This window comes from Corallococcus exiguus (genome assembly GCF_009909105.1).
Lineage (GTDB): Bacteria > Myxococcota > Myxococcia > Myxococcales > Myxococcaceae > Corallococcus > Corallococcus exiguus.
Genome location: NZ_JAAAPK010000005.1, coordinates 573,138 through 597,847, shown reverse-complemented (window position 1 = coordinate 597,847; position 24,710 = coordinate 573,138). Strand labels below are relative to the sequence as shown.

Genomic DNA, 24,710 nt, shown 5'->3' with positions numbered 1-24,710 from the left:
GACGCTGGTGTCGGCGCCGCTGTGCAGGGACTCCGCGCAGCCGATGATGGCCTCCAACGGTGGCGTCCACCTGCCGGGCCAGGCGGTCATGTCCATGTCACCCGACAGCGCGAATCCGCTCCAGGATGCGTCGCGCGGCCTGCCGCCCGGTGCCAAGGCCATCATCGACGGCCTCTCCCAGCCTCCTGCCCAGGGCGGCGAGGGCCTCGACAAACCGGCTCCGGCCCGCTCTCCCCGCATGGCGAGCGGCTCCGACGAGACTCGCTGACGCGAGCAGCGCTCCGGCGCCCGCGAGCAACCCGAAGAAGGCCCCCGCGTTGAGGAAGTACTCCAACGGCAACAGGGGGCCTTCGACGTATCCGCGCACCACGCGGTACCCCACGTGCCCCAGCAGCGCCAGCAGGGGCAGGTTGATGAGCGGCAACACCAGCCACCGGGCCGTGCGCCACCAGCGGGCCACGGCCTCCGCGACGGCGGTGGAGGCCGTGTAGCGCCAGGCGCCCGCGCGGGCCACGCGCAGCTCCGCCAGCATCACCTCCACGTCCGGCACGCCCAGGCGCTCCGCCTCCAGCCCCTGCGTGCGCGCCACGCTGCGCGCCTCTGCCAGGGCGGTGCGCGCGGCGGACTCCGCGAGGAAGTCGTCCTCGAAGGGCTCCACCACGGCCACCTCCGCGGCGCGAGCGCGGGTGCGGTCCCTCACCGCGTCCACCACCGTGGAGGCCGCCGCCACCGCGAGCCCCGCGGGCAGGCTGCGGCGCGCGACGAGCGCACCCACGCCCATGCCGGACGCGCCCCACAATGACAGCCGCAGCCCCCACGCGGCCGGGCCCCAGAAGCGGCCCGCGGCCTGACGGCGCACCTCCGACGCCAGGTGCCCGTGGGCCAGGGACAGCCGCGCGTCGAAGTCCGCCTGGAGCGACTCCGCCGCGCGCGCGAGCCCCGCGTCCAGCGCGGTGCGCGTCTTCGCGAGCAGTGCGTCCGTGTCGTTGAGCGCCGTCTGGACGGTGGAGGCGAGCTCCTCCAGCGCGCCCAGGGCGTTGGTGTGGCGCACGCGCGCGGCGACGGCCTGGGTGGCCAGCCCCCGCAGGTGGAAGAGGAGCGGGCCGAACTCCCCGGAGACGTCCTGACCGTCCTTCGCGGCGCGCGCGCTGATGGCGAAGACGGGGACGTCCTCCGCGGCCAGGCCGTAGTGCTGCGTGGCCACGCGGCGGACCTGGGACTTCAGCGCGTCGCGGGATTCGGCGGAGAGCTCGTCCGCGAAGTTGAGGATGAAGACGAGCGCGCGGCGGCGGGCGAACTCGGCGAGGAACTCCACCTGGGTGGCCTCCGCGACGCTGCCCCGGTGCATGACGACGAGCGCCACGTCCGCCTTGTCCAGCGCGGCGCGCGCGACATCGCGGTGCGCCGTGGCCACGCTGTTGAGGTCCGGCGTGTCGATGAACACCTGCCCGCTCCACAGCCCCTGCGGGCCGGGCGTGTAGCGCACGACGCGCGCGCCGGTGCGGGCCAGCTCGTCCGTGGGCGTGCCCTCCGGCGCGAAGAGGGTGGAGACGGTGCTGGTGGGGCGGTCCACACCTTCACGGGACAGGGACTGGCCGGAGAGGGCGTTGAGCAGGGTGGACTTGCCCGCGCCGGTGGCGCCCACGAGCGCGACGACGAGCGGCGCGTCCTTCCGGGCCACGCCCCGCGCGTAGTCCTCCAGCAGCCGCTCCAGGCGTGGGCCATGTGGCTGGAGCGCGGGAAGCGACAGGGCGTCGGTGAGCAGCGGGCGGAGGGCTTCGGGGTCGGGAAGGCGGGTGTCGTCCACGGAAGGGCCAGCGTGGCGTGGCGCGCGCGTGCTGGCTACCAGGATGAGCGGTGACGGTGCGCCAGCGTGCATTCCCCCGCGGCTCGCGCTCACCGGCCCCTCCCTGGACGGTGGGGGATGACCTGCTGATACGGTCCGGGGCACATGCACTTTCGTACCGTTCGTGGGTGGTGCCTGGGGCTCCTGCTGACCCTGTCCGCGCCCCTGGCCTTCGCAGCGGAACCGCCGTCGCAAGGCGTGGTCCTCGCCGCCGAGCCGCTGACGTTCGCGGAGGCGAAGGTGCTTCCTGACAAGCTCACCGGGTCCGCTGCCTGCGACCTGGGGCCAGGGAAGACGGCCGACATCACCGTCTCCCAGACCGTGGAGGTGACGCAGGCCATCCCGGACTTCTGCCGGCCCGCCGAAGCGGTCATCACCCAGACGCTGTCGCTGCCAGATGGCTCACACGTCGAACGCGGCTTTCGCATCGTGGATGACGCTCCTGGCACCCAACTTCCACCGCAACCCCCGCGCCCCCGCATCCGCGTCCGCTGTGAGGCGAGGCGGCTGGAGCTGGCCGTGGAAGGCGTGCCCGAGGCACCCCTGCTGACGCTGGAGCCCATCGGCACCACCGCCACCGCCACCCCCTTGAGGCTGCGGGTGCCCCGGGACAGTGAAGCGCGCATCCTGCCCCTGCTGATCCGCGACGACGCCGGGGCTCGCAGGGCACTGGAGGAGCTGGACTTCCTGGTCGGCAAGGGTGTCCCCTCGCGCTTGTCCGGCCGTGACACGAGACTGCCGGAGGCGGACAGCGTCGCGGGGCTGGCCGCCGCGCTCGAGCGCGCCCGGAATCACGCCGTCCTGGCCGCGGGCGGCGACCTGGGGACGTACATCCCTCGCGATGTCCTGGCTCCGGACCTGGAGGCAGACCGCCCGCCGTTGAAGACAGGCGCTCCCGAAACCATTGGCGAGCTCCAGCCTCCCGAGCCGGACTCGACAGCGGACTCGGACCTGTTCTGGCGTCAGGGACGGTTGTGCGTGGTGCAGCAGGACACCGGTAAGCGGATGCGCTGCTACGACCCGGTGGCGCGGCGCTGGGGCAAGGCCGTCTCCGTGAACCGGGGTGAACAGTCCGCCTGGAGCCCTCGCGTGGGTCGCTGCGGCATTCCCCTGGGGGCCCGGAACGTCCGTCCTCCCGAAAACTTCCAGCCTGAATTGCGCCTGTCGCCCCGGGCCGTCCTGCTCTGGAGCAGGTGGGACCACGAGGCCCTCGTCATGGAGGTCCCTGAAGGAAACGGTCCACCGCGCCTGCGCGCGCCGGAAGCGGAGGAGCTGAAGAAGGCGGTGCTCGCGTCCACCGGCTCGCGGCTCCTCGGCGAAGGCCGGTTCATCCTGGACGAGGACCGCAAGCAGTTCTGCTCCGTGCGCAGGCCCCTGGGGTGCTGGTCCCTCCGATGGGAGGGCCGGCGTGAGGATGAGGGTCCCGCCTCATTGTCGGAAGCCAGTGTGTCCCCAGACGGCCGGTGGATTGCCTATCTGCGCGGTCCCGCTCCGAGCAAGGCGGACTCGGACGACGAAACCCGGGCGCTGGTCGTGCGCTCCCTGGAGCTCGGTCCGTACGTCGCGCCTCGCGAGCCCGTTTCGACGGCACCGCGCGTCGTGCGGACGGACGTCGTGATGGAGAAGCCGGTCTGGGGGGAACCCGCGCTGGGGGAGAACGACGACCGCCTCTTCCGCGCGCGGATCTCCTGCGACCTGGGCCAGGACGCGCGCATCCCCTTCGAACTGGAGAAGCACACCAGCGTGTCCCAGGACCCCTGGGAAGGTAGCGCGGGGGGATGCCGCGACAACCGGGTGCAAATGCATCAAGAGCTGACCGTGCCCGGAGGTCTGACGTTCGTCCGCCGCGCCTTCGCCGTCGCTGGGGACCGCCAGTCACCGGAAGGCGATGTGAAGGTGCGTTGCCAGCCGGGCCGCCTGTCGCTGTGGATTGAAGGCGTGCCCGACTTTCCTGCGCTGTCGCTGACCGCGAACATGGGTGCGTTCGGCGCGGTGCGCTGGGACCTGGCGCCGGAGACCGAGACCCGGCTCCAGGCGCTGCTCGCCCGCGACGACGCGCCCGCCCTCGATGCGCTGGATGCCTTCGCGCGGCTGGTGAAGCTGAATGATGACGCGCGCGAAGTCTCGGCCGGGATGAAGCCGAATGACGACGGGCATGTGTCCCGCATGGGCTGTCTCGCCACGGCGCTGGAGGCCATCTCCGCCCGGCGGGCGCTCGCGGACGGGGTCCACCCGGAGCAGCATGCCTTGCTGAAGACAGACGGCATGTGCGCCGAGCGCTACGGCATGCGCGCCCTCCAGCAGCGGCTCCAGGCCGCCACGCTCCCGCTTCCGCTGCGCGTCGGGGCGTTGAAGGGCAAGGCGCAGGTCATCGGCCGGGTGCGGTCCGTCCCCAGCATCCCTCCGGAGCGCCAGCCCCAGCTGTACTGGAGGGCTGGCACCCTGTGCCTGGTCCAGGAGGATGGGACCCAGCAGGTGCGCTGCTACGACCCGGCGGCGCGCAAGTGGGGGCCCGCGGTCGCCAGGCAGGACCGCCCGTTCCCGCGAGAGGACCTGCTCCTGAAGTCACAGGATGTCTCGGGCCCGTGCTACCCGCTGGGAGGCCGCTCCATTCCCACTTCGGAGGACGTGCGCGACGTCCTGCCTCTGTCGTCGCGGGCCTCGCTGTTCGCGGACACCTCGCGCGGCGCCCTGGCCCCGGAGTTCAAGGTCATCGAAGTCCCCGAAGGCGCGGGCCCGGTGCGCACGCGTGCACCCACCGTGGAGGAGCTGGCGCTCGCGGCGCGGGCCGGCGCAGGCTCTGCCTCCCTGGGGGAGGGCAGGTTCCTGCTGCACGGCTCGAAGAACGAACGCTCATCGTGGCTGTGCACGGCGGTGCGCCCGTGGATGTGCTGGAACCTGGACCTGGAGTCCGAGGCCTACGCCGTGCTCGCGGCCATGGCGTCGCCCGATGGCCGCTGGCTGTCATACGTGCGGATTTCCCGCGAGAAGCCATACACCGAGGAACTCGTGCTGCTGCCGCTGACGCCAGGCCCTTAGCTGGCGACGGCCTCGGCGGCCTGTGGGACCTGGCACGTGTCCCCCACGGTCTTCCAGAGCCAGGCGTTCACGTCGAAGCGCGGGTCGCTCAGATGGCGTCCCAGGTCGATGCCGTCCCAGGCCAGGTGTTGATCCTCCGGAGGGCCCATGTCGCTGAGCGCCCCCGTCAGCTTGTTCAGCTGCTCTTCCGGGAAGCTGTCGTTGGAGGCGCCGAACATCGCGTAGAAGGCCAGGTGGTGGGTTTGGTCCTCCCGTGGGCCGTCGTGATGGATGCGGCTGGTGCGAAAGCCGGTGGGCGGGAGCGGGTGCGGGTGGTTGAGGTTCCAGCGCTGGTCACGCTCCGACGTCAGGCCATCCAGTCCGGAGTCCGTGCCCGCGAACAGCAGGCCCAGGTCGCGCCCGGCCTCCGCGCCATGAATGCGCGTGATGGGCTCCTCGCCGGTGGTGAGCAGCCACCGGACGCGCTGGACCGCGCGGGAGAACAGCTCCAGCGCGAGCCGCCCTTCCCGGCGCTCCTCCTCCGCCCGCTCCCGGAGGAAGTCGCGCCGCAGGTGGGCGTGTTGCCGGAAGAACTCGCGCACCGCCGCCACCCGCCGCGCCGCGACGGCGGTCAGCCAGTGTCCCCGTGCATCCATGAAGGCCACGGCCTCCACCTGGAGTTCACTGTCGGAAAGCGGCGGCGGAGGGGCGGGACGATGCTCCATGGGCGTTCTCCGGGAAAAGGGACACCGGAAAGGTCGGAACGCTTCATGAGGCCGGGAGTGGGGACTCCACCGCACATGTCTGCCATTGCGCATCACGGACGCCGACCGTGCTCCCGTGCGCAGTCGTCTGGCCCACCCGGGGTGTCAGGTGGCATCCGGCGATGTGGTCCCACCGTGCGGAGCGCGACATCCGCTCCCCTGGAACGACATGACGCCGGACGCGAGGGGTACGGATGACCCCTCCCGCCCGGCGTCTGTGTTTGAAACCGGCCTGCTGCCTTACAGCGAGTTGACGAACTTCAGCAGCGCGTTGCGGTCCGCTGCGCTGAGGTTCACGAAGGCCTGCTTGGAGGCCTCGCCCTCGCCGCCGTGCCAGAGGATGGCCTCGGTGACGTTGCGCGCGCGGCCGTCGTGCAGGTACGCCTCACCGCCGGACACGCCCGCCGTCAGGCCAATGCCCCAGAGCGGAGCCGTGCGCCACTCGGCGCCGGAGGCCTGGCCTTCCGGCAGGTTGTCCGCCAGGCCCGCGCCCATGTCGTGCAGCAGCAGGTCCGTGTACGGACGGATGGTCTGGCTGCGGAACTCGTTCATCGCGCTGTACTGGCTGGTGGTCAGCGTGGGCGCGTGGCACTTCGCGCAGCCCGCGTTGGTGAACACCGTCTCACCCTGCATCGCCGTCGCGTCCGAGTGGTCGCGGCGCGCGGGGACGCCCAGCAGGGCGATGTAGCGGGTCATCTTGTCCAGCTCGCTGTCGGCCAGCTCCGTGCTCGTGCCCGCGCAGCCCTGCTGCGCCGAGCCGCAGTCCTGCGTCTTGAACACGTTCGTCGTCACGCCCATGTCGCTGTTGAGCGCCTCGGCCACCTGGTGCTTCACGCGCGCCGTGCCGGCCTTCCAGCCGAAGCGGCCCATGCGGGTGACGCCCGTCTCCGGGTCCTTCACCGTCTGCATGCGGCCGGAGATGCCGTCGCCGTTCGCGTCGTTCGGGTCCGCCAGGCCGGCAATCTGCGTCTCCGGCACCGCCTCCAGCAGGCCCATGCCCACCAGCTGCGGCGTGATGCGCGCGGAGAAGTTCGTCGGCGTCACGTTGAGGAAGCTGTAGTTGGGCTTGCGCAGGCTGTACGCCGTACCGCCGGGCAGCGTGCCGCTCGCCGTCGTCGTCCAGCTGCCGATGCGCACGTCCGCCTCCGGCGTGCCGCTGACCGCGCGCGGCTGCAGACGGAAGCCCAGCGCGGGGTCCACCGTCACGGTGCTGCCGTTCACCTTGCCCACCTTCACCACGTAGTTGTCCAGCGTGGTGTTCGTGGTGGTGGGCGGCAGGCCGCGGCCGTTCTGCTTGTGGCAGGAGATGCAGGCCACGTTGACGTAGTTGTTGCCCAGCTTGTTCGCGTGCGCGCTGAAGATGGGGTTGTCCGGCTCGGAGTGGGTGCCGTCGCGGAAGTTCGTGTGGTGCAGGCGGCGACCTTCCACGAAGGGCTGCGCGTTCACCGGCGCCATGTTGGTGGCCATCTGCAGGAAGCGGTTGTCCGGCTCGTTGGAGAACGGCGTGTGCAGCGTGGTGCGGCCGCCCGCCCAGGCCTTGTCCGGCAGCGGGAAGGAGTCGCGGATGCCGCCCTGGCCCTCGAAGGGCACGATGCCGCCCTGGCCCACGATGTAGAGCATGCCCGTGGAGTAGTAGTTGAAGCGGCCTTCCACCGGCGCCTGGAGGAACACGCCAATCTCCATCTCCATCCGGTCACCCACGCGGATGGCGCGGCCTTCCTTGGCGTTGAAGTTCACCGACGACGTGTACTTGTAGTCGTTCACCTTCACGAAGTCCGCGTTGTGGAAGTACTCGGCCACCGTGTTGAGGCCGCGGAAGAACGCGCGGAAGTCCGGCGAGTCATACGGATAAATCGTGTACAGGTTCACCGTGATGACGCTGCCGCCCTTGGCGACCTCGTCCACGATTTCAATCCAGTGCGTGCGCTTCTCGAAGTACAGCTTCAGGTAGTGGTCGTACGCCTGGTACATGTCCTCGCGCATGTGGCGGTCGCGAACGCGGTCGCCCACGCGGGTGATGATGGCCGCGGAGGTGTTCTCCACCGTGGCCGGCTCCAGCGCCGTGGCGCTGGTGAACAGCGGCACCACCGGGCCCGCGTCGCCGTTGGGCGGAGGGCCGGCGTCGGGAGTGCCCGTGCCGGAGTCAGGCGTGCCCGTGCCCGCGTCCGTGCCACCGCCCGTGCCGGTATGCGTGTAGCGCGTCCAGGCCGTGTCCTTCGCGCAGTTGCAGGACACGTCCCAGTACGTAAAGAAATAGTCGATGTAGTTCCCGTTGCTCAGGCCCGTGACGGTGTACTGGTTGCGGCCTCCCGTCACCGCCATGCGGATGTTCTGCTGCAAGCCGTCGTTGAGCTTGTAGTGGATGTCCGCCCAATCCGTCGTGTCGACGTAGAAGACGGCGGATGAGCCCGACGGCGTAACGCCATACGTGGCGGCTTCTGCGGAGGGAACCGCCAGACAACTGACGGCCAGGAATGCGAGCGCGATTCCCGTGAGTCTGCTTCGGCTCATGGTTGCAACTCCATTGTGGGGGTGGATGGGGCGTGGGACGGCGAGCGCTGCGAAGGGGACTTCGTAGCTTGTCCGAAGAAAGTCTGAACGCCTGGGAGCCGCAAGGTGGGATGTCGGAGAATTCGACTTAGGCCTGATAACTGATAAATAAGCGAAATTGATATCATCCCTGACGCGCCGTGTTGTCAGGGGTTGACGCGTTGTGTTGCGCGTGGGGCGTGGAGGGCTTCCGCCCGAGTGACGGCGAGGGATGGGGCAGCGCGGCGTGGGTGGATAGACTCCGGGGCCATGCGCTTCCAGCCACCGTGGGGTGGAGCCTTCCGGCTCGACACCTTCTTCCACCGCACTCCGGACGTCCTCCCCGAGGAGACGATGGCCTCCATCCGCTCGGCCATCCTGGGCTCGTCGCTCCTGGGTGAGTCGAACCTGTCGGGGCAGTTCTCTGGCACGTACGGCTTCTCGCTGACGTTCCGCCGGGACGCGCTGCCGGAGGTCCACGAGCGCTTCCCGGCGTTCGCGCCGTACCTGGCGAAGACGCTCTTGCCGGAGTGCAACGCGTTCCTGCTCAACCCGCTGCTGGTGGGCAAGGGCCGGAACGTCGCGGCGCACATCGACCGGAGTCTTGAGTTCTACGGTCCGAGTATCGGCTGCCCGGTGGCGGTGAGCGTGCTGTATGTCCAGGTTCCGAAGGAACTCCGGGGCGGGGCGCTGCGGCTGTACCACCGGGGAGGTCGGGTGGCGGAGTTGACGCCGCAGCAGAACGCGCTGGTGATGTTCCGGGGCGACCTGCTGCATGAGGTGGAGGCCATCACCTCCGGCGCGGAGTCGATGCAGGAGTCGCGGATCAGCCTGGTGGTGGAGCAGTACCGCGCGCCCGCGGAGCAGCTGGCGAACGTGCCGCGCTTCGAGCTGCGCACGCGCTCGGGGGTGCGGGCGTGAGCGACCTGACGCTGGAGTGGAAGCTGCCCGCGCCGCCGGACGCGGTGTTCCCCGCCTTGTCCGAGCCCGCGCTCATCCGCCGCTGGTTCGGCGCGCCGCCGGGCTGCTACCGCACGCACGCGCCGGACCCCGGTGCGTTGGGCCAGCCCTACCGGATAGGCCTGAGGGACCCGGCGGGTCGTGCGTTCTCGCAGGTGGGCTGCATCGTGCAGGTGGAGCCGGGGCGGTTCCTGGCGCTGGAGATGGACTGGGAGGGTGGCGGGCCGGTGCCGCCGGGACGCACCCGGGCGGAGCTGACCTTCCACCTCGCGGAGGACGGCACGCGGCTGGAGCTGCGCCAGGGCCCGTTCGCGGACGACGCGGCCCGGGACGCGCACCGCGCCTATTGGGAGGCGTGCCTGGGGCGGCTGGCGCGCGTGGTGGAGGGGGAAGCAGTGCCGTGCTTCGAGGAGTTCTGGGAGGAGTCGCGCGGCTACGTGGGGCCACTGGCGGTGGCCACCTACGCGGTGCTGGCGGGGCTGCGCGAGGCGGGCGCGCCGAAGGAGGCGGTGGCCCAGGTGGAGGACGTGCTCTACACGCACCTGTCGCGGCTGCGCGAGGACACCGCGGACGTGCTGGGCGCGGTGCTCCAGTCGCGCGTGGAGGGCGGCGCGAGCTGAGGGGCCGCCCTCCTCCGGCCGCTCAGGAGGCCAGGGCCTGCGGCGGGGACGCGGGGGTGTCCTCCTCCGGGACGTGGACCTCCGCGTCCTTCGCCTTGGCGATGCGCTCGTCCAGCTCCGCGGTGAGGTGCTCGAAGACCTCTTTGTTGAGCGTGCCCTGCTGGTAGGCGCTGAAGAGGGCTTCCTTCTCCACGATGAGGACGCGGCGGATGGCCTCCTGCTGCTCCTCGTCATGGAAGCGGTTGGACTGCTGCTTGAGCGCGGTGAGCTGCTGCTCCACCGCCTGCGCCTTCTGCTGGTAGTCGCGCTCCAGGGGCTCCAGCACGTCCACCGGAATCTCCCGGCCGCGGCGCATGGTCTCCAACGACGCGAGCGCCGCGTGGATGGCGCCCAGCTTGCCCCGGGCCAGTTCGTACTGCTCCTGGTAGACGTCCTTGATGCCGGTGATGCCCAGCGCCTTGAGCACCGGCGCCATGGTGAGCCCCTGGACGATGATGGACAGCACCACCACGCCGAAAGTCATGTTCACCAGCAGCTCGCGGTGGGCGAAGTCGTTCGGAAGACCGAGCACCAGCACCATGGACACCGCGCCGCGCAGGCCGCTCCAGGTGAGCACCGCGCTCCACTTCCAGGGCAGCTTCTCCGTCGTGAACCGCAGCAGGCCGGATACGCCATAGACGACCACCGCGCGGCCCAGCAGCACCGCTCCGTAGGCCAGCAGGATGGGCAGCCACGAGTCGAGCAGCGACGACAGCTTCACCTCCAGGCCGATGAGCAGGAACACCACCGAGTTGAGCGCGAACGCCAGGTACTCCCAGAAGCTCTCCACCGCGATGCGCACCGTGGGGCCCATGCCCTCCTGGGCCGCCCAGTTGCCGCACACCATGCCCGCCACCACCACCGCGATGACGCCCGAGTAGTGGAAGTGCTCCGCCACCACGAAGGACCCGTACGCGGCGATGACCGTGCAGGTGATCTCCACCATGGCGTCCTCGACGCGCAGGATGACCTTGCCCACCACGAAGCCCACCGCCGCGCCGATGACGGCGCCCATGCCCGCCACCTTGATGAAGTCCATCACCGCGCCGCCCACGGTGAACTCCTGGCCCGCCGCCACGCTCACCACCAGCGTGAAGAGCACCACGGAGGTGCCGTCGTTGAGCAGGCTCTCACCCTCCACCAGGATGGCCAGCCGCTTGGGCGCGCCCAGCGCCTTGAACAGGCCCACCACCGCGATGGGGTCCGTGGACACGATGAGCGACGCGAACACCATCGCGTGGATGAGGCCGAAGCCCTCCAGCGCGTTCAGCCCACTCATCGCCGGGGACAGCAGCAGCGCCGTGAGCGCCATGGACGCCACCACGCCCGGAATCGCCATGGAGGTGATGGCCAGCTTGTTCTTCATGAACTTGCGGAAGTCCACGTGGAACGCGGCCTCGAACAGCAGACCCGGCAGGATGACCGCGAACAGCAGCTCCTTCGTCAGGTGCGGCGGTTCAAAGGCCTGCACGATGCCCAGGCCCAGGCCCGCCAGCACCAACGCCACCGTGTACGGAAACTTGAAGTAGCGCGCCGCGATCGCCACCGCTGTCGCGATGGAGAAGAGCAGCACGAAGGCCAACTCGAAGTGCATGAATCCCCAGCCCCGTTTGTGCTCAAAAAGCGCGAGGATGCCATGCACGCGGGGCGGTGGGGCAACCCCCTTTCGGAGGGAAATGAGAGGGGACAGGCGGGCGTTGCATTTTGCCAGACTGTTTTCTCAAGCCTGGAGACGGATGCGTTGTGAGGCTCCGGGGCGGTGGCTAGAAGCGAGGAATGATGGACCTCTTCCTGATGTCACCCCCGGGCCGGGGCTGGGCGCTGCGAGGCCGTTCGAACTTCCGCAGCCGTGAGGCCGCTCCGGCGGATGCGCGTGGTGCCCGGCGGGAGTGGCTGACGCTCGCCCGGCACATCGAGTCCCGAGGTGGCACGGTGGTGGCGCTGCCCTCGCCGTCGGACGCGCTGACGGGCATGCCCTACGCGGCCGAGTGCGGCCAGGTGGTGGCGCGCGAGGGCCAGGCCCCGCTGTTCCTCCTGCCCAAGATGATGAGCGCGCATCGTTTCGCGGAGCGTGACCATTGGACGCCGCTGGCCCGGCGCCTGGGCCTGGAGGTCGTGGATCCGGGCGTGGGCATCTGGGAGGCGCACGGCGACGTGGCGACGTTCGACGGCGTGACGCTGCTGTTCTGGGGCGGGCGCACGACGCTCGACGGGCTGGAGGCGGCCCAGAAGTCCTTCCCCGGCGAGGTGCTGCGCGTGCAGGTGCGCGAGCCCGCGTTCCACGGGAACATGGCGGTGCTGCCCCTGCCGGCGGTGGACCGGCTGGTGGTGTGCCCGGACGTGATGGCGCCGGAGTCGGTGGCGCTCCTGGAGCAGCGCTTTGGGGCGAACCGGCTGGTGCGGGTGACGGAGGCGGACATCCGCCGCTACGCGACGAATGGGTTGCCGCTGGGCAGGGATCTGCTCGCGCCCACGGTGATGCCCGAGCACATCGTGGAGACCTTCGAGCGCCTGGGCATGCGCGTGGTGTCCATGCCGATGCCGGAGCTGACGGAGAAGGGCGGAGGCTCGTCGCGCTGCCTCGTGTCGCGCGCGTCGGTGGACGCCTCGCGCATCTCGCTTCCGCCCGAGTACCGGTTGGACGTCGTGGCCAAGGACATCGAAGCCGATGGCGGGTGAGCTCGCAGCGCAGGCCCAGGCGTTCTTCGCTTCGACTCCGGAGTTGTCGTTGCAGGCGCTGGGCTCCGGCGTGCACGTCCCATCACTGGACCTGGCGCCGTACGGCATCCCGGTGACGCACCTGCTGGCGGAGCACAACGCGGAGCTCGCGCGGCAATACCTCACGCTCAACCAGCTGGCGTTCGGCGGCATCGGCGTGCCGCGTTGGGTGCTGTCCGACTTGTACCTGCTGCCCGGCGCCATCGGGCTCTTGCGCTGTCCCGCGCGGCTGCTCAAGGCGCCCGCGCGCGAGCGGCTGCTGCTGGCGGATGAAGAGTCGGCCATCGGCGCGGCCTGCTACGTGGCGCCGTCGCTGACGCCGGGGCTGTTCGTGGGCGTGTCGCTGTTCAGCTTCCTGCCGGGGCGGGGCGCGTCCGCGTGGGTGAAGCTGCTCACGCTGGGCATGGTGCGCGCGAAGCGGCTGCGCGGCGTCACCCAGTGGGACAACCCCGCCGTGCGAGTGCACTCGCGGCTGGGGCCCATGCGGCTGGTGGGGCGTGTCCCCGGTGGGCACGACTACGACGAGCGCACCTTCGTCTACGAGACGGACCTCTCCGACGAGGCCCGTGTGGCCCGGGCGATGCTCCGGGGCGATGCGCCCGCGCCCGCTACGCGCATCCCCGTCACGGACCTGTTGTCGCTGGGCACGCTGCTGGACCGGTCGGAGGCCGGGGCACGGCTGGAGCTGGTGCCTCCGGGCCAGGACGCGGGCCACGTGCTGGTGCGCGAAGTGCCTCTGGGCTGAGGCTTCAGGGCGCGGGGGCGTGCGGGAACTCGTCGTCCTCTTCCAGGGCCTTGCGCAGGGCGCTGGCGCCGTCCTTGAGGATGGGCGCGCCGTGCGCGAAGCAGACGGTCTGGATGGGCAGGTGGTCCAGGATGCGCTGGATGCTGCTGCGCGTGCGCAGCGGTTCGTCCTGGTACTCGCCGGGGACGAAGGTGGGCGTGCGCCGGCCCTCGTGTGACAGCAGGTCGGAGATGAAGACCACGGCGTGCGGGCTCTTCTGGAGCCACAGCGTGTACATGGCCTCCGTGGGCCCTGGTGTCTGGAAGGTGTTGAGGCCGCCCGGCAGCGTGGTGCCGTTCACGTATTCGAAGTCCGGTTTCTCCTCCAGGCCCTGAGCGCCCTCGGGAGCCCAGACGGGCACGCCGAACACCTTGCGCAGGCGCCACGCGGAGCGCTGGTGGTTGCCCGCGGTGAGCACGATGGCGTCGATGTCGCCCAGCTTGCGCAGGAGCTTCTCGTCGATGGGCAGCGGGTCGATGAGGGTGACGGTGCCGTCGTCATCCACCACCGCGTAGGCGTCGCTGCGGATGCCGCCGAGCCGGTCGTCGGAGACGGTCCAATGGTGCACGCCGGGGACGATTTCATCCGTCTTCTTCGCCTGGGCCTTGGGCTCGCTCATGCGGACAAAGCTAGGCACCTGTCCCCGGATGACAGGGATGCGCGCTCCGCTGCCCGCCTGCTCCTCCAGCGAGCCCTCTTGTCCCCTTCGCATCCCGCTCTCCGCACGCACCTTTGTCGTTGGACGAAGGAGCGACCCGATGCGCGAGATGCAACCGCTGGTGCTGTTCGATGGGGACTGCGGCTTCTGCATGCGCTGGGTGGCTCGCTGGCGCCAGGACACCGGTGGCCGGGTGCGCTTCGCGCGCGGGAGCGGATGGCTGCTCAAGCTCCTGGGCATCTCCAAGAAAGACATGCGGCGGGCGATGCAGCTGGTGGAGCCGTCGGGGCGCCGCTCGTCCGGCGCGGAGGCCGTCTTCCGCATGCTCGCCTGGTCGCCCCGCTGGAGCACGCGTCTGGCCGCGCGTCTGGGATTGGTGCCCGGCGTCCGGCACGTGGCGGGCGCGGTGTATTCGGTCATCGCGCACCACCGCCGGCGCGCGTCGCGGTGGGACAGTTGGTTGTTCAGCCGCGTGACGGAGCCCGCGGAGCACCGGCTGGTGCGGTGGGCCTTCATGAGACTGCTGGGCGGCACGTTCCTCATCGCCTTCACGTCGCTGGGGAAGCAGGTGCTGGGGCTCTACGGGGAGAAGGGCATCCGTCCCATCCGCGACGTCGCCCAGTCCGAGCGCTGGGCCGCGCAGGGCCGCTGGCGCCGTCCCTCCGTGTTCTGGAAGGACGCGTCGGACGCGGCGCTGGTGCGCGGCTGCCGCGTGGGACAGGCCCTGTCGCTGGCGCTGCTCCTCAACGTGGCCCCGCTCCCGAGTGCCGCCGCGCTGTGGGCGCTGTATCTGTCCTACGTGTCACTGGGGCGCGAGTTCCTGTCGTTCCAGTGGGACGTGCTGCTGTTGGAGATGGGGCTGGTGGGCGCGCTCACCGCGCCGGTCGGCGTGAGGCCCGGGCTGGGGAAGCGGGACGTGTCCGCGCTGGAGGTGTTCCTCTTCCGGATGCTCGTGTTCCGGCTCTACTTCGGGTCGGGCATCAGCAAGTTCCACTCGGGCGACCGGACGTGGCGCGAGTTGAGCGCGTGCGACGTGTACTTCGAGACCGCGCCCCTGCCCACGCGCGGCGGTTGGGCCGCGCACCAGCTTCCGCGCCAGGTGCGCCACACGGGCACGGCGGCGGTGCTGGCGGCGGAGACGGCGGTGCCCTTCCTCGCCTTCGGTCCCCGGCGCGTGCGGCAGGCCGCGTTCGGCATCCTCTCCGCGTTGCAGGCGGCCATCATGACCACGGGCAACTACGGCTTCTTCAACGTCCAGTCGCTGGCCCTGGGGCTGTGGCTGCTGGACGACGCGGCCCTGCGGCGCGTGCTGCCGGAGACACTGTGGCGCGATGCGGGGCCCGCGCGGCGGCCGTCGGTGCCAGGCATGGCGCTGTCCGTGGCCGCGGCGGTGCCGTTGCTCATGCTGGGCACCGTGGAGCAGCTGCGCCGGATGGGGTGGTGGCCTCGCGGCCCGGAGCGCCTGGTGCGGGCGGTGGACTGGCTGGAGGACCGGGTGATGCCGCTGCACTCGGTGAACTCCTACGGCCTGTTCGCGGTGATGACGGTGGACCGGCCGGAAATCACGGTGGAGGGCTCGGACGACGGCGAGCACTGGCTGGAGTACCCGTTCCGATACAAGACGTCGGGCGTGGACCGCCCACCGCGACAGGTCGCCCCGCATCAGCCCCGGCTGGACTGGCAGATGTGGTTCGCCGCGCTGGGGTCGCCGCCCTCGTGGTTCCTGGCCCTGATGGAGCGGCTGCTGGAGGGCTCGCCGGAGGTGCTGGGGCTGTTCGCGTCCAACCCGTTCCCAGCCCGTCCGCCCCGGCTCGTACGGGCGGTGCTCCACGACTACCGGATGACGTCCCGGACGGAGCGCCAGCGCACCGGGGCCTGGTGGAAGCGGGAGCGGCGCGGGCTGTATGTGTCGCCGTTGACCCTCGCGCCCGGGTCGTCCGAGCAGGCGGGGCGGCTGACCTGGCACGTCTGAAACATGCCTGGGTCCATGTAACTCGCGCCCGGTACGCCAGGACCCCACACGGGGGAGGAACGGCTAATGGCTCCCCGTGCGAAAGCGAAGGGCCGGGGACTGGCGGGGGATGGGGATCGCTGGGTACGGTTCAAGGGCGATGGTGTCCGGTGCATCCCCGTCTTCCCTCATCTTCGGCAGGTATGCGGTGCTGCGCCGCGTGGCCGTGGGGGGCATGGGAGAAATCTTCCTGGCACGTCAGGTGGGCGTCAGCGGCTTCGAGCGCCCCGTCATCCTCAAGAGCCTGCTGCCGGACCTGCTGGAGCACGACGGCTCGGTGGAGATGTTCCTCGACGAGGCCCGCGTCGCGGCGCACCTGAACCATCCGAACGTCGTCTCGCTGTACGAGGTCGGCGCGTGGCAGGGCACGTTCTACATCGCCATGGAGTACATCGAGGGCGAGAACCTGGGCCGCCTGGCGAAGGCGTCGCAGCGGGCCGGCACGCCGCTGCCCCACCGCGTCTGCGCGCAGATGATCCGCGACGCGGCGCTGGGGCTGGACCACGCGCACCACGCGCGAGACAGCCAGGGCGCGTCGCTGGAGTTGGTGCACCGGGACATCAGCCCGCAGAACATCATGGTGCGCCTGGACGGCCTGACGAAGGTGGTGGACTTCGGCGTGGCCAAGGCGACCATCCGCGCCAGCCGCACGCGCACGGGCGTGCTCAAGGGCAAGCTGCGATACATGTCGCCGGAGCAGGTGCGCAACGAGCCCGTCTCCGGCACCAGCGACCAGTTCGCGCTGGGCGTGGTGCTATGGGAGCTGTGCACGCGCCGGCCGTTCATCGACACGGACAACCCCGCGGAGGCCATGCGGCGCATCGCGCTGGCGGCGGTGCCCCGGCCCTCGCAGTTCGTGGAGGGGCTGTCGCCGCTGCTGGAGCAGATCATCCTGCGCATGCTCCACCGCGCCCCCGGCCAGCGCTTCGCCCGCTGCGCGGACGTGGCCCGCGCGCTCCAGTCCTATCTGGATGAAACGCCGGAGCCGCCGGAGGAGAGCGTCCCCGCGGTGGTGACGCGGCTGGTGGGCGACACGGTGCTGGCGCGGCTGCGCGACGCGGGCAGCGGCGAGCCCGGGCTGCCCCAGGTCCGCGAGCCCTCCAACGTGTCGTGCCCGCGCTGTGGCCAGTCCACCAGCGCGACCAGCCGCTTCTGTCCCGCGTGCGGCAACTCGCTCACGCCCATGGGCGTGGACGCCGCGCAGAAGCTGCTCACGCCCTCGTCCGGAGGCGCCGCGCCCAAGCTCCCGCTGATGCCCGCGTTGCGCGAGCCGCCCATGCACCTGGGCGACGAGGATCTCCCCGACGCGCCGACGGCCAAGGCGCCCGCGCGTCGCGGCGACGGCGCCGTGCACGAGCCGCCCACCGACCCGACGATGGAGGTGCCCGCGCCCCTGGCTTCCATCCTGGCCGCGCCGCCGTCCGCCACCGGGGACGACGACGGACCTCCGGCCCTGGGAGACGAGGCTCCGGGCCCCACGGTGAAGATCCGCGCGATGGACGCGCAGGCGCAGATGCGCCGGCTCACGCTGCTGGTGGTCGCGGGCGAGCCGGCCCACGCGGCCCGGTTGCGCGAGGTGGTGGCGCAGGTCTCCGCGCGCCACCACGTGGAGGCGATGGCGCTGTCGGACACGCACTGGTGTCTGCCGTTCGGCCTGCCGCAGGTTCGCGCGGACGACGCGACGCGGGCGCTGAAGTGCGCGGAGGAATTGGGCGGCGCGGGCCTGAGCGTGAGGCGGGGCCTGGAGTCCGGCGTGGTGCGCTCGAGCGCGGAGGCCGGGGCGCCCCGGCTGTCCGGCCTGGGGCTGGAGCGGGCGCAGGCGCTGGCGGACGCGGCGGTGTCTGGCGAACTGCTGGTGGGCGCCTCGGTGAAGGCGCTGCTGGTGGAGGCGGGCGGGGTGCGCATCGGCGTGGCGCGCGAGCTGCCCGGCGGTACGGCGTGGCGGGTGGAGTCCGGAGCGCCCGCGACTCGCGTGGACGCGCTGGTGGGGCGCGACGAGGCGCTGACCCAGGCGGCGATGGTGGTGGAGTCGGCGTGCAAGGGCGAAGGCGGCGCGCGGCTCTTCGTGGGGCCCTCGGGCGTGGGACGCAGCCGCTTCCTGGAGGCGGTGGCGGAGCTGGCCGCGGGCGCCTCGCCGCGCGTGGTGTACGCGTGGGGTGGAGACCCTCGCTCCGCGGGAGCGCTGGGACTGTGGCGCACGGTGCTCGCCGCGTTGTCGCGGACCGCCACGGGCGGAGACGCGTCGCTGCCGCCGCTGTCGGGGCTGGGCTTCTCCGAATCGGAGGCCGCGGCGCTCTGGCGGAGGCTCGCGCGGGGCGCGCCCGTGGGCGGCGGACTCCTGCCGGCGGGAGACGGAGCGGTGGTGGACGCCATCCAGCGCGTGGCGAAGCCGTCCGGCCTGTTGCTGCTGGTGGACGACGTGCACCGCGTGGACGGCCCGTCGCTGGAGATGCTCGCGGGGCTGCTCACGGCGAAGGAGCTGGGAGTGTCGCTGGTGGCCACGGGTGACGTGGACGCGGTGCCCACGTCCCTGGCGTCCCTGCCCGTGACGGTGCTGGAGGGGCTGTCGCCGTCGGAGCTGAACGCGCTGCTCACCGCGAGCCTGGGCCTGGCCCTGTCGCCGTCGTTGGAGCGGGCGGTGGCGGACCGGGTGCGCGGCAATCCCGCGCATGCGCTGGCGCTGGTGCGGCTGCTGGTGTCGGTGGGGGTGTTGCAGCGCACGGAGGGCGGCTTCCAGTCCAATGGCCCGCTGTCCCCCGCAGCGCTGCCGCAAGGCCTGGGGCAGGCCCTGGGCGCGCGGCTGGAGCTGCTGCCCGCCGCGTCGCTGCGCTTCCTCCAGCGGGCCGCGGTGGAGGGCTCGCTCTTCTCCGCGGAGCTGGTGCGCGCGTCGCTGACGGCCACGGACGGCGCCGGGGTGCTGGAGGACGCGGAGTGGGTGGTGCCCGTGCCCGGGCAGCCCGGCATCTTCCGCTTCACGAGCGAGGAGGCGCGGCAGGTGCTGCGCGAGCGCCTGTCGCCCCCGCAGCTGCGGAGCGCGCACCAGGAGCTGGCGGAGACGCTGGAGGACGAGGCGTTCGTGCAGGAGCCGGCCCGCGAGGTGCGCGTGGCGGACCACCTGCTGGGCGCGGATGCCTCCGGCGCGCCGGTCGCGTGCGAGCGGGCGGGCGACTGGTTCGCGGCGCGAGGCGAGTGGCGCTCGGCGGTGGAGTTCTTCCGCTGGGCCCTGGGCCGGGCGCCCGGCGCGACGGCGGCGGTGGTGCGCTGGCAGCTGGACGTGCTCGCGCGCGCGGCGGGATGTCTCACGCAGACGGACCCCGCCGCCGTGGACGGGCTGGTGACGCCGTGGCTGGACCGCGTGCCGGTGATGCAGACGCCCGGCCGGTGGGCGGAGGCCGCGCGGCGCCTGGCCGTCGCGGAGCTGAAGCTGGGGCGCGTGGACGACGCGGAGGTGCGTCTCAGCATGGCGCAGGGGCCGGCGGGCTCGGATCCGGAGGCCGAGGCCCTGGTGCTGGGCGAGCTCGCGCGCGTGCGCGAGGCCAAGGGCGAGACGACGGCCGCGGTGGAGCTGCTGGCGCGCGCCTTCCAGCGCATGGGGAACCGGACCCCGCACGTGGCGGACTTCTTCTGGGAGCACTACCTGCTCCTGGGCCGGCTGCAGCAGCGGCTGGGGCAGCTGGACCGGGCGCGGGTGGCCTTCACGCGCGCGGCGGAGCAGGCGCGGTCGGTGGGCAGCGCGGTGGGCCAGGCGCGGGCGCTGTCGCAGCTCGCGGGCCTGCGGGTCCTCGCGGGCGAGCCGGCCCAGGCGCTGTCGGACCTGGAGCGCGCGCTCGCCCTGGCCGAGCAGGGTGGGGACGCACAGGAGGTGGCGCGCATCCACTACAACGCCGGGCGCCTGCTGGTGGCGGGAGGCCGGGCGCCGGAGGCGCGCGAGCGGCTGGAGCAGGCGAGGGAGCGCGCCCGGGTGGCGGGCTGGCGGGAGGGGGAGGCCCTGGCCGCGCAGGTGTTGGGGGCGATGGAGGCCCGGACCCCGCGCCGTGGAAGTGGGCAGTAGTCGTCAGCAGGCGTGCAGGCGCGCGGACTTCGACGCGGGCGCTCGCGGTTTTCACGCCCTTTGAGTGCTCCACCGGTAGACTCGGCCCTTCCCCACCTGCCCCCGTGCCTGCCTTCGTGAAGACCTCACGTCCCATCTCCTTTTCCCTGTTGGGTTTCCTCGCGCTGGGTGGACTCGGTGCGTGTGGACCGTCGCCCACGACCATCACCCTGGATCCGCCCGAGCTGCGCTACCTGCGCACGCAGGGGCAGAACCTGCCGCTCAGCTACACGGTGCTGGACGCGGATGGGCGCAAGATGATGGACACGCGCCTGCGCTGGACCAGCTCCGCGCCGGAGGTGGCCTCCGTGCTGGAAGACGGCACGGTGGTGGCGCGCAAGTCCGGAAAGACCATCATCGGCGTGCAGGGCGGACGGGCGAAGGCGGCGCTGCCGCTGGACCTCACCATCCTCGCGTCGCTGGACGTGCGCGCGCCGGGCGCGGACTTCGTGGAGGTGGGGCGCACCCTCAAGATGCGCGTGGTGGCGCGCAATGAAGCGGGCCACGTCATCCCCGACGCGGCGCCCGACTTCCGCTCCAGCAACGAGGCCGTGGCGCGCGTGGAGAGCGGCGAGCTCATCGCCGCGTCGGCCGGCGTGGCCACCGTCACCGCGACGCTGGGGCACCTGCACCGCGCCATCGCTGTGCAGGTGGTGCCGCCGGACTTCGCGCGCCTGGGGCTGAACCTCACCTCGTACACCTTCAAGAAGAAGGGCCAGTCGGTGATGGTCCAGGCGCGTGCGTACAACCGCAACGGCGTGGCGCTGGAGAAGGTGCCGCTGGAATGGTTCAGCTCGAACGCCGCCGTGGTGACGGTATCGCCCGAGGGCCGCGTGACGGCCGTGGGCAAGGGCCGCGCGGTGGTGTCGGTGGTGGCCGGCCGCCGCCGCACGGCCGCGGACTTCATCGTCGAGTAGCTCCGCCGTTTCGACGCCGGGCCCGCCGCACGGGAGCGGCGGACCCCGAGGCGACGGCCGCTACGGCTGCTTCTTGGGCGGCGCGGGGCGCTGCTTGCCGCCCTTCTTCTTGGACGCGGCCTCCGCGTCATCCGGGCAGGGCGGGCGGGGACCATCGCTCGGCGGCTGGATGGTGAACTCGACGCGGCGGTTGAGGGCCATGCCTTCCTCCGTGGCGTTGTCGGCCAGGGGCATGCTGCGCCCGTAGCCCTGCGAGCACACGCGCTCCGCGGCGACGCCGGTCTCGATGAGGAAGCGCTTCACGCTGGCGGCGCGGCGCTTGGACAGCTCCAGGTTGTACTGGTCGCTGGCGCGCGAGTCGGTGTGACCCTCGATGAGGATGCGGTCCATCTTCGGGTTCTCCTCCATCACCCGCGCGACCTCCTCCAGCACCGGATAGGACTCGGAGAGGATGACGTCCTGGTCGGTGGCGAAGTTCACCTGCTCCAGGATGACGATCTTGTTCCCCGACGTGCGCGCGAGCGGACAGCCGTCGCGGCCGCGCTTGCCCTGCGGGACGTCCGGGCACTTGTCGATGCGGTCCACCACGCCGTCGGAGTCCGCGTCGGTGTCCGGGCAGCCGCTGTTCTCCACCGGGCCCGCGAGGTTGGGGCAGCGGTCGCGCTCACCGATGACGCCATCGTTGTCGGGGTCCACGGGCGGCGGGGGCGGCTCGGGCGGCTCCTTGAAGCGCTCGATGGCCTCCCACTCGCGCGTCTTGGCGGGCACCCAGATGATGGACGTGAAGAAGCTCAGGTTCGGCGACGCCAGCGAGCAGCCGCAGCCCAGGCCACCGCCGAAGGTGAAGGTGACGCCCAGCGAGCTGTACCAGCGCAGGCCGATGAGCAGCTCCGCGGGAATCTGCCGCTCCTGGCCCGGAGCCTTCTTGAGGCCGAACGCGCCGTTCACCATGCCGAGCGCGGTGATGCCGCTGCCGCGCAAGAGGGGCACCTCCGTGCCCAGGCCGAACGGCGCCATGTCGCCCAGCTGCGTGCCGCTGAAGATGACGTCCGGCCGCTTCCAGAAGCCGCCGTTGAAGGCGAGGAGGATGCCGGACTCGAAGCGGTAGTCGAGCACCAGGCCCGGCGCCCAGGTGAGCTCGCCGTCGCCCGCGAAGGCCTCCTGCACGCCGGTGGGGAAGCTGACGTTGAGCGTGAGTGACGCGCCCCAGCCGTGGCCCTCCGCGGAGCGGCGGAAGCCGGGGATGGCCACCTTGCCCATGAGGCGGAGGTCGCCCAGGGCGAAGCTCTCCACGGGCCCTTCGGTGCCGATGACCTCCAGGTTCTGGCCGCCCTGCAGGAGCACGAGCGGCATGTCCACGCCGACCTCGAACCAGTCGAAGAGGCCCACCGTGGCCATGACATCCAGCTGGAGCCGGTTGCCCACGAGGCTGATGGAGCCCAGGTCTCCGTCCTTGGGGACGAGGGAGAGCGGGTTGAGGGAGTAGCTGAAGTAGGGCCCGGCGGCGACGGACAGGTGGGACAGGGGCCGGGACTGGGTGACCATCACCAGGTCCTGCGGCGCGCCGGACGGGCGGAAGACCTGGATGTTGAAGCGCGGATCCGGCGCGGCGTGGGCGGCGGTGGACAGCGCGAGGGCCAGCAGCAGCGGGAGGAGCGGCGCGCGGGAGGGCTTCATCGGACGCGGCGAGTGGAGCGCAGGAAGAGGAAGCCCAGGGCGAGGGTGACCAGCATGGCGGTGCTGCCGGTGGGGGTATCCTCGGCGGTGGTGCCGCAGCAGAAGGCGCCGCCCTGGGGTTCAGTGCCGGGTTTGCGGCGGCCGCGTTCGCACTGCTGGGTTTCGGCGGAGCAGAACTCGACGCCCAGGCAGTCGCCGCTGTCGGCGCAGGTTTCGAGGCAGGTGTTGGAGGTGAGGTCGCAGGTGCCGCCGCAGGGGCAGTGGGCATCGGCGAAGCACTCGACGCACGTGGAGCCGTCGCACACGCGCCCCTGCTCGCACGTCACGGCGCAGGCGCCGGTGTTGGTGCAGGTGCGGGTGGTGGGGTCGCACTTGCCGCTGCCGCAGTCGGTGTCGTTGACGCAGCCCACGCACACGCTGTTCTGCGCGGTGCCGTCGGAGAGGCAGAACGGAGCGCCCTCGCCGCACGAGTCGCAGCGCGGGCCGCAGCGCTTGTCGGTGGTGCAGGAGCTGCATTCACCGCTGACGCAGGTCTGGCCGTCGCCGCATTCCAGGTCGTTGCGGCACTGGACGCAGACCTCGCCGTCGAGACAGTAGGGGCGCTCACCGGGGCACTTGGAGCAGCCGGGGCCGCAGCGGTCGGAGGTGTTGCACTCGGCGACGCTGTCGACGCAGGCGCCGTTCAGGGTGTCGCAGCGCTGGCCGTTGGAGCACTGGCTGTCGGTGGTGCACTCGACGCAGGAGGGCGGGGCGCCGGGAGTGGGCGCGGCGCACTGGGTGCCATTGGGGCAGCAGTTGCAGGAGTTGCCGGCGCAGGCGTCGTTGGTGTTGCAAGGCGTGCAGACGTTGTTGGAGCAGCTCTCACCGCGGTCGCATTGGGTGTCTTTGTTGCACTCGACGCAGGTGTTCGCGGTGAGGTCGCAGACCTGGCTGCCGGGGCACTCCGCGTCGGAGGTGCACTGGACGCAGGTGAAGTTCGGCTCGTCGCAGACCTGGCCGGAGCCGCAGTCGGAATCGCGGACGCAGCCGGTGCACACGTTGGTGGTGGTGTCGCAGCGGCCCGTGGCGCAGTCACTGTTCTGGGTGCAAGCGACGCAGGTGAACTGGCCGTTGACCTCGGCGCAGATGGGCGCGGTTGGTCCGCACGGCGTGCACGTGCTTCCGCAAAGGAGGTTCGTGTCACAGGGCGCGCAGAGCGCAGCGGAGTTGCAGTAGTAGGACGAACCGCAACTGCCATTGCCGGGCTGATTCGCGAACTGGCGGTTGCACTGGACGCACTGGTCCAGGTTGTCCGGGAACGACGGTCGGCCGGTTTCGGTCTGGAACAGCTGCGCGGGCTGGACCAGGTTGAACCCATTGGTGTTGAGCGGGACGACCGGAACTTGATTCGCCGGGCGGTCGTAGTCCGTGAACGGGCCGTCTAGAACCGAGAACTCCAGCGCCGCGTGCTCCACGATCTGCACGTAGAGCAACTCAATGGGGTACAGGCCGGACTGCGTGAAGGTGACGGAGTTGGTGGTGCGTCGCGTGGCCGCACCGAGCTCCGGTGGCCGGATGACGATGTCGTACCGCGCGCTGGCCTTGTCGAACAGCACGAGGCTGATGGCGTCGTCGGCATAGAAGCCGAAGTGCAGGACCCGCCCGACCATGCTCGGAGTGACGTTCAAGTAGCCGCGAAAGCGGGAGACGAACCGGGTGGTCGAATCGTTGTAGTGGAATGGGCAGCCGCCCTGCGCGCAGCCCGAGACCACATTGATGAAGTCGCCGTAGCTCAGGATGCGACCGTCGTTCAGGTTGTTCGACAGGTCGAACGCGGAGCGCAGCACGGAGGTCATGCGCGTACCGCGGTTCTCCTCCATGTATGCATTCAGGACGTCCGTATAGAGCGACTGACTTTGCGGATACTCCGCCGCGGTGCGCGTCCACACGTTGGACGCCATGCAGAGCCCTGTTCCGACATCGTTGACCGGAGAGGGCGCCGCGGGTGCCCCAGTCACCACGACGGCCGGCAGCTTCTGTGCCACGGCAGGCGCGCTCGCGAGGCACACGGCGAGCAGGGACAGCGCGGCGTACGCGCGG

Annotated in this window: 15 protein-coding genes; 8 read left to right on the top strand and 7 right to left on the bottom strand. The window is 71.3% G+C overall.

The annotated features are described in order from the left end of the window. Window positions 1-97: 97 nt before the first annotated feature. A complete protein-coding gene (locus tag GTZ93_RS22630; RefSeq protein ID WP_139917638.1) occupies window positions 98-1,807 on the bottom strand; it encodes a GTPase in 1,710 nt (569 codons plus the stop codon). Between the two features lie 144 nt (window positions 1,808-1,951). Here GTZ93_RS22630 and GTZ93_RS22625 point away from each other — a divergent pair, with 144 nt between their 5' ends. Then, window positions 1,952-4,885 (top strand): hypothetical protein, encoded by a 2,934-nt coding sequence (locus tag GTZ93_RS22625; protein ID WP_139917636.1) that lies wholly within the window; start codon window positions 1,952-1,954, stop codon window positions 4,883-4,885. Here GTZ93_RS22625 and GTZ93_RS22620 read toward each other — a convergent pair. After that, complete coding sequence (locus GTZ93_RS22620; RefSeq protein WP_139917634.1) at window positions 4,882-5,589, bottom strand: hypothetical protein; 708 nt, start codon at window positions 5,587-5,589, stop codon at window positions 4,882-4,884. The two genes, GTZ93_RS22625 and GTZ93_RS22620, sit on opposite strands and share 4 nt — an antisense overlap. 279 nt (window positions 5,590-5,868) lie before the next feature. Then, a complete protein-coding gene (locus GTZ93_RS22615; protein WP_139917632.1) occupies window positions 5,869-8,139 on the bottom strand; it encodes a di-heme oxidoreductase family protein in 2,271 nt (756 codons plus the stop codon). Window positions 8,140-8,427: 288 nt separating this feature from the next. Here GTZ93_RS22615 and GTZ93_RS22610 point away from each other — a divergent pair, with 288 nt between their 5' ends. Both GTZ93_RS22610 and GTZ93_RS22605 read left to right on the top strand, forming a co-directional pair. After that, entirely contained in the window at window positions 8,428-9,078 is a 651-nt protein-coding gene (locus tag GTZ93_RS22610; protein WP_139917630.1) for a 2OG-Fe(II) oxygenase, read from the top strand. Continuing rightward, window positions 9,075-9,737: an SRPBCC family protein gene (locus tag GTZ93_RS22605; RefSeq protein ID WP_139917628.1), complete on the top strand. Its 663-nt coding sequence runs from the start codon at window positions 9,075-9,077 to the stop codon at window positions 9,735-9,737. The genes GTZ93_RS22610 and GTZ93_RS22605 overlap by 4 nt, the downstream gene beginning before the upstream one ends. Before the next feature lie 22 nt (window positions 9,738-9,759). On the opposite strand, the gene GTZ93_RS22600 is transcribed toward GTZ93_RS22605, so the two are convergent. Further along, window positions 9,760-11,370 carry a Na+/H+ antiporter gene (locus GTZ93_RS22600; RefSeq protein WP_139917626.1) on the bottom strand — a complete coding sequence of 537 codons (1,611 nt, stop codon included), beginning with the start codon at window positions 11,368-11,370 and terminating at the stop codon, window positions 9,760-9,762. Window positions 11,371-11,552: 182 nt separating this feature from the next. Between GTZ93_RS22600 and GTZ93_RS22595 the strand changes: the two genes are divergently transcribed. Both GTZ93_RS22595 and GTZ93_RS22590 read left to right on the top strand, forming a co-directional pair. Beyond that, entirely contained in the window at window positions 11,553-12,455 is a 903-nt protein-coding gene (locus GTZ93_RS22595) for a dimethylarginine dimethylaminohydrolase family protein (RefSeq protein WP_257979120.1), read from the top strand. Continuing rightward, the gene (locus GTZ93_RS22590) at window positions 12,445-13,239 is read left to right on the top strand and encodes a hypothetical protein (RefSeq protein ID WP_139917624.1); all 795 of its coding nucleotides are present in this window, start codon (window positions 12,445-12,447) and stop codon (window positions 13,237-13,239) included. The genes GTZ93_RS22595 and GTZ93_RS22590 overlap by 11 nt, the downstream gene beginning before the upstream one ends. A 4-nt stretch (window positions 13,240-13,243) precedes the next feature. On the opposite strand, the gene GTZ93_RS22585 is transcribed toward GTZ93_RS22590, so the two are convergent. Further along, window positions 13,244-13,915, bottom strand: a complete 672-nt coding sequence (locus GTZ93_RS22585; protein WP_139917657.1) for an MBL fold metallo-hydrolase — start codon at window positions 13,913-13,915, stop codon at window positions 13,244-13,246. 121 nt (window positions 13,916-14,036) lie between these two features. Between GTZ93_RS22585 and GTZ93_RS22580 the strand changes: the two genes are divergently transcribed. From GTZ93_RS22580 to GTZ93_RS22570, 3 genes are all read left to right on the top strand, one after another. Beyond that, window positions 14,037-15,908: a lipase maturation factor family protein gene (locus tag GTZ93_RS22580; RefSeq protein WP_161662978.1), complete on the top strand. Its 1,872-nt coding sequence runs from the start codon at window positions 14,037-14,039 to the stop codon at window positions 15,906-15,908. A 109-nt stretch (window positions 15,909-16,017) separates the two neighbouring features. Next, on the top strand, window positions 16,018-19,998 hold the full coding sequence (locus GTZ93_RS22575; RefSeq protein WP_261778748.1) for a protein kinase domain-containing protein: 3,981 nt from the start codon (window positions 16,018-16,020) through the stop codon (window positions 19,996-19,998). Window positions 19,999-20,114: 116 nt separating this feature from the next. Further along, window positions 20,115-20,954 carry an Ig-like domain-containing protein gene (locus tag GTZ93_RS22570; RefSeq protein ID WP_139924263.1) on the top strand — a complete coding sequence of 280 codons (840 nt, stop codon included), beginning with the start codon at window positions 20,115-20,117 and terminating at the stop codon, window positions 20,952-20,954. 60 nt (window positions 20,955-21,014) lie between these two features. Here the strand turns inward: GTZ93_RS22570 and traB are convergent, their stop codons facing one another. Together traB and traA are read right to left on the bottom strand one after the other, a co-directional pair. After that, entirely contained in the window at window positions 21,015-22,631 is a 1,617-nt protein-coding gene (traB, locus tag GTZ93_RS22565; RefSeq protein WP_161662977.1) for an outer membrane exchange protein TraB, read from the bottom strand. Next, a complete protein-coding gene (gene traA, locus GTZ93_RS22560; RefSeq protein ID WP_139919815.1) occupies window positions 22,628-24,688 on the bottom strand; it encodes an outer membrane exchange protein TraA in 2,061 nt (686 codons plus the stop codon). The genes traB and traA overlap by 4 nt, the downstream gene beginning before the upstream one ends. Between the last annotated feature and the right edge of the window lie 22 nt (window positions 24,689-24,710).

Coding starts and splice junctions, on each gene's coding strand:
- GTZ93_RS22625 (WP_139917636.1), top strand. CDS start 1,952: ATGCACTTTCGTACCGTTCGTGGGTGGTGCCTGGGGCTCCTGCTGACC.
- GTZ93_RS22620 (WP_139917634.1), bottom strand. CDS start 5,589: ATGGAGCATCGTCCCGCCCCTCCGCCGCCGCTTTCCGACAGTGAACTC.
- GTZ93_RS22615 (WP_139917632.1), bottom strand. CDS start 8,139: ATGAGCCGAAGCAGACTCACGGGAATCGCGCTCGCATTCCTGGCCGTC.
- GTZ93_RS22610 (WP_139917630.1), top strand. CDS start 8,428: ATGCGCTTCCAGCCACCGTGGGGTGGAGCCTTCCGGCTCGACACCTTC.
- GTZ93_RS22600 (WP_139917626.1), bottom strand. CDS start 11,370: ATGCACTTCGAGTTGGCCTTCGTGCTGCTCTTCTCCATCGCGACAGCG.
- GTZ93_RS22595 (WP_257979120.1), top strand. CDS start 11,553: ATGATGGACCTCTTCCTGATGTCACCCCCGGGCCGGGGCTGGGCGCTG.
- GTZ93_RS22590 (WP_139917624.1), top strand. CDS start 12,445: ATGGCGGGTGAGCTCGCAGCGCAGGCCCAGGCGTTCTTCGCTTCGACT.
- GTZ93_RS22580 (WP_161662978.1), top strand. CDS start 14,037: ATGCGCGAGATGCAACCGCTGGTGCTGTTCGATGGGGACTGCGGCTTC.
- GTZ93_RS22575 (WP_261778748.1), top strand. CDS start 16,018: ATGGGGATCGCTGGGTACGGTTCAAGGGCGATGGTGTCCGGTGCATCC.
- traB (WP_161662977.1), bottom strand. CDS start 22,631: ATGAAGCCCTCCCGCGCGCCGCTCCTCCCGCTGCTGCTGGCCCTCGCG.